Source organism: Streptomyces sp. NPDC032198, assembly GCF_040636975.1.
Lineage (GTDB): Bacteria > Actinomycetota > Actinomycetes > Streptomycetales > Streptomycetaceae > Streptomyces.
Genome location: NZ_JBEZVL010000001.1, coordinates 977,850 through 987,174, shown reverse-complemented (window position 1 = coordinate 987,174; position 9,325 = coordinate 977,850). Strand labels below are relative to the sequence as shown.

The 9,325-nt window shown below is 67.8% G+C and carries 5 protein-coding genes; 2 read left to right on the top strand and 3 right to left on the bottom strand.

Features of this window, described 5'->3' with window-relative positions; genetic code table 11:
* Positions 1 to 56: 56 nt before the first annotated feature.
* Positions 57 to 323, bottom strand: coding sequence for a 30S ribosomal protein S20 (gene rpsT / locus AB0E78_RS04565; protein ID WP_135334171.1), 267 nt, complete (start codon positions 321 to 323; stop codon positions 57 to 59).
* Between the two features lie 250 nt (positions 324 to 573).
* On the opposite strand from rpsT, the gene lepA reads away from it, so the two are divergent.
* Both lepA and AB0E78_RS04555 read left to right on the top strand, forming a co-directional pair.
* Positions 574 to 2,445, top strand: a complete 1,872-nt coding sequence (gene lepA / locus AB0E78_RS04560; protein ID WP_361828143.1) for a translation elongation factor 4 — start codon at positions 574 to 576, stop codon at positions 2,443 to 2,445.
* Between the two features lie 230 nt (positions 2,446 to 2,675).
* Positions 2,676 to 4,565, top strand: coding sequence for an AMP-dependent synthetase/ligase (locus tag AB0E78_RS04555; protein WP_361828140.1), 1,890 nt, complete (start codon positions 2,676 to 2,678; stop codon positions 4,563 to 4,565).
* Positions 4,566 to 4,625: 60 nt separating this feature from the next.
* On the opposite strand, the gene AB0E78_RS04550 is transcribed toward AB0E78_RS04555, so the two are convergent.
* Together AB0E78_RS04550 and AB0E78_RS04545 are read right to left on the bottom strand one after the other, a co-directional pair.
* On the bottom strand, positions 4,626 to 5,213 hold the full coding sequence (locus AB0E78_RS04550; RefSeq protein WP_361828137.1) for a response regulator: 588 nt from the start codon (positions 5,211 to 5,213) through the stop codon (positions 4,626 to 4,628).
* Positions 5,214 to 5,225: 12 nt separating this feature from the next.
* The gene (locus AB0E78_RS04545) at positions 5,226 to 9,323 is read right to left on the bottom strand and encodes a HAMP domain-containing protein (protein WP_361828134.1); all 4,098 of its coding nucleotides are present in this window, start codon (positions 9,321 to 9,323) and stop codon (positions 5,226 to 5,228) included.
* Positions 9,324 to 9,325: the final 2 nt, after the last annotated feature.

Genomic DNA, 9,325 nt, shown 5'->3' with positions numbered 1-9,325 from the left:
GTCCTTCCCGGCGTTCAAATCAAGTGAGCGGCCGCGGACGGCGCTCGGTCAGGGGTTCAGCCCTGGAGGGTCGCAACCTTCGAAGCAAGCGCCGACTTCTTGTTGGCGGCCTGGTTCTTGTGGATGACACCCTTGGAGACGGCCTTGTCGAGCTGACGCGAAGCCTCACGCGTCGCCTCGACGGCCTTCTGGGTGTCGCCTGCGGCAACGGCCTCGCGGGCCTTGCGGATCGCGGTCTTCAGAGAAGACTTGACCGCCTTGTTGCGCTGACGCGCCTTCTCGTTGGTCTTGATCCGCTTGATCTGGGACTTGATGTTCGCCACGAAAGAGCCTTTTCAGGTTCAGGTACTGCAGAGGTACTGCAGATGAGTTTCTTTGACACGTGCCTCGGCGCCGAGAGGGCAAGGAGACACAGCGGCCCAGATTACCAGCCGCGCCCCGGGCGGCCCAATCCGGGCCCGGCCCCCCACCCTGACCGGCCCACACCGGGCCCAGTGCCTCACCCGTGGGACCATGGAACCTACGTATAGATCCGACCCGAGGCGACAGGCGCCTCAAGAGACAGGACCCTGCGTGCCCGCGATCCCTAAAAACGTGCCCGAGCCGAGCCGTACCGACCCGGCTCTGATCCGCAATTTCTGCATCATCGCGCACATCGACCACGGCAAGTCCACGCTCGCCGACCGGATGCTCCAGCTGACCGGTGTGGTCGACCAGCGACAGATGCGTGCTCAGTACCTCGACCGCATGGACATCGAGCGCGAGCGCGGCATCACGATCAAGTCCCAGGCGGTGCGTCTGCCCTGGGCCCCCTCCGAGGGCCCCGACCAGAGCAAGACCCACGTCCTCAACATGATCGACACCCCGGGGCACGTGGACTTCACGTACGAGGTGTCGCGCTCGCTGGCGGCCTGTGAGGGCACGGTCCTCCTCGTCGACGCCGCGCAGGGCATCGAGGCTCAGACTCTCGCCAACCTCTACCTGGCGATGGAGAACGACCTCAAGATCGTTCCGGTCCTCAACAAGATCGACCTGCCGGCCGCACAGCCGGAGAAGTTCTCCGAGGAACTCGCCAACCTCATCGGCTGCGACCCGGACGACGTGCTGAAGGTCTCCGCGAAGACCGGCATGGGCGTCGAGGCGCTGCTCGACAAGGTCGTCGCCGAGGTCCCGCCGCCGGTCGGCGTCGCCGACGCGCCCGCGCGAGCGATGATCTTCGACTCGGTGTACGACTCCTACCGAGGCGTGGTGACGTACGTCCGAGTCGTCGACGGCCAACTCAACAAGCGTGAGCGGATCCGGATGATGTCCACCGGCGCCACCCACGAGCTTCTTGAGATCGGCGTCTCATCCCCCGAGATGACCCCGGCCGACGGCATCGGCGTCGGCGAGGTGGGCTACATCATCACCGGCGTGAAGGACGTCCGTCAGTCCAAGGTCGGTGACACGATCACCTCCCTGAACAAGGGCGCGACCGAGGCCCTGGGCGGCTACAAGGACCCGAAGCCGATGGTCTTCTCGGGTCTCTATCCGCTGGACGGCTCGGAGTACCCCGACCTGCGTGAGGCCCTCGACAAGCTGCAGCTCAACGACGCCGCGCTGGTGTACGAGCCGGAGACCTCGGCGGCCCTCGGCTTCGGCTTCCGCGTCGGCTTCCTGGGCCTGCTGCACCTCGACGTGATCCGTGAGCGCCTGGAGCGCGAGTTCGGGCTCGACCTGATCGCCACCGCCCCCAACGTGGTCTACCGCGTGAACATGGAGGACGGCACCGAGCACACGGTCACCAACCCGAGCGAGTTCCCCGAGGGCAAGATCGACCAGGTCTTCGAGCCCGTCGTACGCGCCACGGTCCTCGCCCCGAGCGAGTTCATCGGCTCGATCATGGAGCTGTGCCAGACCCGGCGCGGCACCCTGCTCGGCATGGACTACCTCTCCGAGGACCGCGTGGAGATCCGCTACACGCTGCCGCTCGCCGAGATCGTCTTCGACTTCTTCGACCAGCTCAAGTCCAAGACGCGCGGTTACGCGTCCCTGGACTACGAGCCCACCGGCGAGCAGGCCGCCCAGCTCGTCAAGGTCGACATCCTGCTGCACGGCGACAAGGTCGACGCCTTCTCCGCCGTCACCCACAAGGACGCCGCGTACGCGTACGGCGTGCGTCTGGTGGCCAAGCTGCGCGAGCTCATCCCGCGCCAGGCCTTCGAGGTGCCCATCCAGGCGGCGATCGGCTCCCGGGTCATCTCCCGCGAGACCATCCGCGCGATCCGCAAGGACGTCCTCGCCAAGTGCTACGGCGGTGACATCTCCCGTAAGCGCAAGCTGCTCGAGAAGCAGAAGGAGGGCAAGAAGCGCATGAAGATGGTCGGCTCCGTCGAGGTGCCGCAGGAAGCCTTCATCGCGGTGCTCTCCAGCGACGACAGCGGTGCGGGCAAGGCCAAGAAGTAGCCCACACCCCGGCCGCCGCACCGTCCGGCACGGGCGTCACAGGGGCATCCCAGCGGGTCCGTCGCGCTCTTGCGCGGCGGACCCGTTCTTGTATGAAGTGACAGGCAGATGCCCCTTACGTGGCGGGCTTCAGCGCTCTACTCTGATCACTGCTCGTAGGTTACTCGCAAGTTAAACAAGACCAGCAGCCGCCAGCCAGTCGCCGCATTGTCGCGGGTCCGGAGGATGTCGTGAGCGACACACAGACCTTGATCGAGAACCGTCCGCCGTCCGTGGCCCATCTCTTCCTGGAGCGCGTGGCGGCCACGCCCGACGCGGAGGCCTACCGCTATCCGGTGCCGGCCGCATCGGGCGAGGGGCCGGACGACTGGAAGTCGCTGAGCTGGGGGCAGGCCGCCGAGAGGGTCTACGCCATCGCGGCGGGCCTGATCGAGCTCGGCCTCGCCCCCGAGGACCGGGTGGCGCTCGCCTCGTCCACGCGGGTCGAATGGATCCTCGCCGACCTCGGCATCCTCTGCGCGGGCGCGGCCACCACCACGGTGTACCCGCAGACCAACGCCGAGGAGTCCACCTACATCCTGGCCGACTCCGACAGCCGGGTCCTGATCGCCGAGAACGCCGAGCAGCTCGCCAAGGCGCGCGAGAAGCGGGCCGAGCTGCCCGAGCTGCGGCACGTCGTGGTCATCGACGCCGAGGGCGCCGGGCCCGCGGAGGGCGACCCCGAAGGCTGGGTGCTCACCCTCGCCGACCTGGAGGCGCGCGGCGCCGCCCATCTGGAGAAGAACCCGGAGGCGGTCAAGGAGCGGATCGCGGCGATCACCAAGGACCAGCTCGCCACGATCATCTACACCTCCGGCACCACGGGCCGCCCCAAGGGCGTGCGCCTGCCGCAGGACAACTGGTCGTACATGGCCAAGGCCATCGCCTCGACCGGTCTTCTCGGCCCGGACGACGTGCAGTACCTGTGGCTGCCGCTCGCGCACGTCTTCGGCAAGGTGCTGACCTCCGGGCAGATCGAGCTCGGGCACGTCACCGCCGTCGACGGCCGCGTCGACAAGATCATCGAGAACCTGCCGGTGGTGCAGCCGACGTACATGGCCGCCGTGCCGCGCATCTTCGAGAAGGTCTACAACGGGGTCGCGGCCAAGGCACGGGCCGGCGGCGGCGCCAAGTACAAGATCTTCCTGTGGGCCGCCGACGTCTCCCGCGAGTACGCGAAGGTCAGCCAGGACAACTTCCGCAGGACCGGCACCGCCTCGGTGCCCTTCGGGCTCGGCGCCAAGCACAAGGTCGCCGACGCGCTCGTCTACTCCAAGCTGCGGGAGGCCTTCGGCGGTCGGCTGCGCGCCGCCGTCTCCGGCTCGGCCGCGCTCGCTCCCGAGATCGGCTACTTCTTCGCCGGCGCGGGCATCCACATCCTGGAGGGTTACGGCCTCACCGAGTCCTCCGCGGCCTCCTTCGTCAACCCCGGCGAGGCCTACCGCACCGGCACCGTCGGCAAGCCGCTGCCCGGCACCGAGGTCCGGATCGCGGACGACGGCGAGATCCTGCTGCGCGGCCCCGGCATCATGGAGGGCTACCACGGGCTCGCCGAGAAGACGGCCGAGGTCCTGGAGTCCGACGGGTGGTTCCACACCGGGGACATCGGCGAGCTCTCCGCGGACGGCTATCTGCGGATCACCGACCGCAAGAAGGACCTGATCAAGACCTCCGGCGGCAAGTACATCGCGCCTGCCGAGGTCGAGGGCCAGTTCAAGGCAGTCTGCCCGTACGTCTCCAACATCCTGGTGCACGGCGCCGACCGGAACTTCTGCACCGCTCTGATCGCGCTCGACGAGCCGTCCATCATGGCGTGGGCCAAGGACAACGGTCTGGACGGCAAGAGCTACGCCGACGTGGTCGCGGCCCCGGCGACGGTCGCACTCGTCGAGGGCTATGTGAAGGAGCTGAACGAAGGCCTCCAGCGCTGGCAGACCGTCAAGAAGTTCAAGCTGCTGCCCCGCGACCTGGACATCGAGCACGGCGAACTGACGCCGAGCCTGAAGCTGAAGCGCCCCGTCGTCGAGCGCGAGTACCAGCACCTGATCGACGAGATGTACGCGGGTTCGCGCGAGGCCTGAGCCCGGACTCCCGTGCGCGGGCGGGGCACTGTCTGCCCGGTTCTTACTCGGGCCGGTTCCTCAGACGCCACCCCGCCCGCGCCGCATCTCTCTCACCAGCTCCTCCATGTGCGTCACGTGGTGGCGCAGTTCGAGCACGTCCTTGAGACTGCTGGCCGCCATGTGCGTCTCGATGGCCGAGAGGCGGGCCGCCAGCTCCTCGAACTGCTGCTGCTCGCGCGCCAGGATCTTCTCCAACTGCTGGTTCTTGCGGTGCAGTTCGAGGAAGACGGTGACCTTGGCGCGCAGCACCCAGGGGTCGAACGGCTTGGTCATGTAGTCCGCGGCACCCGTCGCATAGCCCCGGAAGGCGTAGCCCGCGTCGTTGTCGGTGCCCGTCAGGAAGATGATGGGCACGTCCTTGGTCTGGTCGAGTCGCTTGATGTTCGACGCGGTCTCGAAGCCGTCCATCCCCGGCATGCGTACGTCCAGGAGGATCACGGCGAAACGTTGGCGCAGAAGGGCCTTCATGGCCTCCTCGCCCGAACGGGCGCGCACCAGTGGTTCGTTGAGGGACCCCAGGACGGCTTCGAGTGCCATCAGGTTGTCCTCCATGTCATCGACAAGAAGGATGCTCGCGCGGTTGTCGGTCATGACCTCTGTGCTCATGGTGACAGTGCCTCACTCGGCCGTCGGCGGAACAGCGGCCTCCCCGGGAGTGCCTGCCGGTTCCGGTGCAACGGTCGTATCTGCTGTGGTGGGCGTGCCCGGCTCCGCGGTGTCCGCGCCGTCGGGGGACAGGAGCGCGCAGGCGACGGTGAGCAGCTGGTCCACGTCCACGGGTTTGGGTACGTAGTCGTTGGCGCCCTGTTCGATGGCCTTCTCGCGGTCGCCGGGCATCGCCTTGGCGGTCAGCGCGATGATGGGAAGGCCGGTCCAGCGCGGGGTGCGGCGGATGGCGGCGATGGTTTCGTAGCCGTCCATCTCCGGCATCATGATGTCCATCAGGATGAGGTCGGTGTCGGGGTTGCGCTCCAGGGTCTCGATGCCTTCGCGGCCGTTCTCCGCGTAGAGGACGGGCATGCCGACGCGGCTCAGTACGTGGGTGAGCGCGAAGACGTTGCGGATGTCGTCGTCCACGATCAGGACGCGTCGCCCACGCAATATGCGGCCCGCCGCACCTTCCCGGTACTCCTCCAGCTTGGTCGGTGTCGGCCAGCTGTCGTTCTGTTCGTGGAAGGTGTGCGGGGACATGGTGACCCCCTCTTCGTGCGGCTCGGGCGTCGTGAGCGACCTGGTCGCCGCGTACGCCGCCGCCGCGGGTCCGTGGCCGGGGTGCACCACGGGGACGTAGAGCGTGAAGGTGGAGCCCTGGCCCGGGTTGCTCTCCGCGGTGATGCGGCCGCCGAGGAGCCCGGCGATCTCGCGGCTGATGGAGAGGCCCAGGCCGGTGCCGCCGTACTTGCGGTTGGTGGTGCCGTCGGCCTGCTGGAACGCCTCGAAGATGGCCGGCAGCTGGTCGGGCGGGATGCCGATGCCGGTGTCCGTGACGGCGAAGCAGAGCCGGTCGCCGCCGTCGTGGAGCCGCCGGTCGCCCGTGTTCTTGACGCGGCTCACGCGCAGCTCGACCCGGCCGCTCGCGGTGAACTTGACCGCGTTCGACAGGAGGTTGCGCAGGATCTGCTGGAGCCGCTGCTCGTCCGAGAACATCTCGCGCGGCACGTCCTCGCCGACCGACACCTCGAAGGCGAGCCCGCGGTCCAGGGTGAGCGGGCGGAACGTCGCGTGGACGTAGTCGAGGACCTTGATGAGGGGGAGCTTCTTGGGACGGACGTCCATCCGGCCCGCCTCGATCTTCGACAGGTCGAGGATGTCGTTGATGAGCTGGAGCAGGTCGGACCCCGAGCGGTGGATCGTCGTCGCGAACTGCACCTCCTGGTCGGAGAGATGGCTGTCGGGGTTGTCCGAGAGCAGCCTCGCCAGGATGAGCAGGGAGTTCAGCGGCGTGCGCAGCTCGTGCGACATGTTCGCGAGGAACTCCGACTTGTACTGCGAGGAGGTGGCGAGCAGCGCCGCCTTCTCCTCCAGCTCGGCGTTCGAACGCTGCAACTCCGCCTGCTGGAGCTGCAGTTCGTCCGAGCGGTCCTGGAGCTGCGTGGCGAGCCGCTGGGACTCGCTGAGCAGTGACTCCGTACGGGAGTTGGCGATGATCGTGTTGATCGCGACGCCGATGGTGCTGACGAACTGGTCGAAGAACGCCAGGTGCACGTCCGAGAAGCGGGAGAACGTGGCCAGCTCGATGACGCCGAGCAGCTTGTCCTCGAAGAGGATCGGGATGATCACCAGGCTGGCCGGGGCGGAGTCCCCGAGCCCCGAAGTGATCTTGATGTAGTCGGGCGGCACCTCGTCCACCAGGATCCGCTTCTTCTCCAGGGCCGCCTGGCGCACCAGGCCGTGCGCGGGCATGGCACCCGTGTCGACGACCGAGCCCTGCGCGGAGCCGTACCCGGCGATGAAAGCGAGCCCCTTGACCGGGGGAGTCTGCAGCGTCGTGGTGTCCCCGGCCTCCGGGTCAGCCAGGAAGAAGGCGCCGTACTGCGCGTTCACCAGCGGGGTCAGCTCGCGCAGGATCAGGTCGGCGACCTCCATCAGATCACGGTGGCCCTGCATCAGACCCGCGAGACGGGCGAGGTTCGACTCCAGCCAGTCCTTGGCGCGGGTGGTCTCACGGAGGTTGGAGACCATGACGTTGATGTTGTTCTTGAGCTCGGAGACCTCACCGCGGGTCTCGACCGTGATAGAGCGGGTCATGTCGCCCTGGGCCACGGCCGATGCCACCTCGGCGATCGCGCGGACCTGGGTGGTGAGGTTCAGGGCGAGCTCGTTCACGTTCGTCGTCAGGCGCTTCCACGTGCCGTAGACGCCCTCGACCCGCGCCTGGCCGCCCAGTTGGCCCTCGGAGCCGACCTCGCGGGCCACGCGGGTGACCTCCGAGGAGAACGAGGACAGCGTGTCCACCATGGTGTTGATGGTGGTCTTCAGCTCCAGGATCTCGCCGCGCGCGTCCACGTCGATCTTCTTGGAGAGGTCGCCCTGCGCCACCGCCGTCGCGACCTGCGCGATGTTGCGGACCTGGCCCGTGAGGTTGTCGGCCATGTAGTTGACGTTGTCGGTGAGGTCCTTCCACACGCCCGACACACCGAGCACCTGGGCCCGCCCGCCGAGCCGGCCGTCCGTGCCGACCTCACGGGCCACCCGGGTCACCTCGTCCGCGAAGGCCCGCAGCTGCTCCACCATCGTGTTGACGGTGTCCTTCAGCTCCAGGATCTCGCCGCGCGCCGTCACCGTGATCATCTTGGACAGGTCGCCGTTGGCGACGGCCGTGGTGACCTGGGCGATGTTCCTCACCTGAGAGGTGAGGTTCAGCGCCATGAAGTTGACGTTGTCGGTGAGGTCCTTCCAGACGCCGGAGACACCGCGCACCTGGGCCTGCCCGCCGAGGTTGCCCTCCGTGCCCACCTCACGGGCCACCCGGGTGACCTCGTCGGCGAACGCGGAGAGCTGGTCCACCATCGTGTTGATGGTCGACTTCAGTTCGAGGATCTCGCCCTTCGCCTCGACCGTGATCTTCTTGCCCAGGTCGCCCTGGGCGACGGCCGTCGACACGAGGGCGATGTTCCGTACCTGGGAGGTGAGGTTGTCCGCCATGAAGTTGACGTTGTCGGTGAGGTCCTTCCACACGCCGGACACGCCGCGCACCTGAGCGCGACCGCCCAGATTTCCCTCCGTGCCGACTTCGCGCGCCACACGCGTGACTTCATCGGCGAAGGCGGACAGCTGGTCCACCATCGTGTTCACCGTCGACTTCAGCTCCAGGATCTCGCCCCGGGCGTCAACGGTGATCTTCTGGCTCAGGTCGCCGTTGGCGACGGCCGTGGTGACCTGGGCGATGTTCCGCACCTGAGAGGTGAGGTTCGATGCCATGAAGTTGACGTTGTCGGTGAGGTCCTTCCAGACGCCCGACACACCACGGGCCTGCGCCCGGCCGCCCAACTGGCCCTCCGTGCCGACCTCACGGGCGACACGGGTGACCTCGGCCGCGAACGCGGAGAGCTGGTCGACCATCGTGTTGACGGTCAGCTTCAGTTCGAGCAGTTCGCCCGTCGCCTCGACCGTGACGGTCCGGGTCAGGTCGCCCTGCGCCACCGCCGTCGTCACCAGGGCGATGTCGCGCACCTGGGCGGTGAGCCGGGAGGCCATCGTGTTGACGGCCTCCGTCACGTCACGCCAACTGCCCGACAGACCGCGCACCTTGGCGCGCCCGCCGAGCCGTCCCTCCGTGCCCACCTCGCGGGCGACCCGGGTGACCTCGCCCGTGAAGAGCGACAGCTGGTCGACCATCGTGTTCACCGCACGGCCCAGACGCCGCAGGTCTCCCCGCAGCTCGCGGGAGCCGTCGTGCAGGTCCACCCGCTGGGTGAGGTCGCCGCCCGCGACCGCGTTCAGTACACGTGTCGCGTTGGCCGCCGGGGCGACCAGCGAGTCGAGCAGGGAGTTGGCGTCCGTCACGCGCGTGGCCCAGCTGCCTTGTCCCGGGCTCGCGGTGAACCGCTCGTCGAGATGGCCGTGCCGGATGATCTCCCGGCGTACGCGCGTGAGTTCACTGTCGAAGTGCAGCGAACGGTCCAGCATCTCGTTGAACACCGCGTGCAGCTCGGCGACCAGGCCGTGGCCACTCACCGTCACCTTGGTGAAGTCACCGTCACGCGCCGCCCGCATGG

Coding starts and splice junctions, on each gene's coding strand:
- AB0E78_RS04550 (WP_361828137.1), bottom strand. CDS start 5,213: ATGAGCACAGAGGTCATGACCGACAACCGCGCGAGCATCCTTCTTGTC.
- AB0E78_RS04545 (WP_361828134.1), bottom strand. CDS start 9,323: ATGCGGGCGGCGCGTGACGGTGACTTCACCAAGGTGACGGTGAGTGGC.